A 762-nucleotide genomic window follows, 5' to 3' on the forward strand; every position below is an offset into this window, starting at 1 on the left:
CTCCCTCATCCACTTTGTAAAATTCTTGCATTTTTTTATTTGCATCTGATATTTCTTCAACAATTTGTTGAACCTCTTTTGAATAAGGATCTTTACTTAAGTCAGATGCAAGCTTTTTATATAGTTCTTCTAATTTAGGTTGCTTATCTCCCAAATAATTTTTTAGAGCTTCTCCTATAAATTTAGATGCACCATTTCCATATTTCTTATCAACTTCTTCTATCCAATTAGGAAACACTAAATAAAGTCGTACTATATAGTACCAATGATCATCGCCATTATCCATTTTGAAAATTTCATAATCTTTTTTAGCTGTATTTGTTATTTCTTCAGCAGTTTGTTGAACTTCCTTTGAAGAAGGATCTTTATTTAAGTCAGATGCAAGCTTTTTAAATAGTTCTTTTAATTTAGGATGCTTATCTTCCAAACAATCTTTTTTAAACTCATCATATTGTTCTGCTAAAGTTAACATGTCACTATTAAGATTTTTCTTTACAGCTTTAGCATATTTCTCAATACTCCCATATTGCTCTATGGCCATTTTAGCAATTTCATCTTCCTTAGATTTACATTTTTCAATAAGTTCATTATATTTATCTACGCTACCATACATTTTAATTACTTTATCCTTGTGATCTGTTTTAAATTCTTCCAATACATTAAAATATTCACTCATATCAAATTCTTTAAAATTCATTGTGCTCTCTCCTTTTAATGTTTTATTTATAAGCTCTATTAAACCATTCAATCTCTTGCGTTTTA

Annotated in this window: 1 protein-coding gene; it reads right to left on the reverse strand. The window is 27.8% G+C overall.

Annotation, left to right across the window (positions count from 1 at the left end):
- Positions 1-762: TipAS antibiotic-recognition domain-containing protein (locus ABDZ93_RS19970; protein WP_343828280.1), on the reverse strand; the 762-nt coding region annotated here is incomplete at both ends.

Source organism: Clostridium subterminale (genome assembly GCF_039521425.1).
Lineage (GTDB): Bacteria > Bacillota > Clostridia > Clostridiales > Clostridiaceae > Clostridium_J > Clostridium_J subterminale.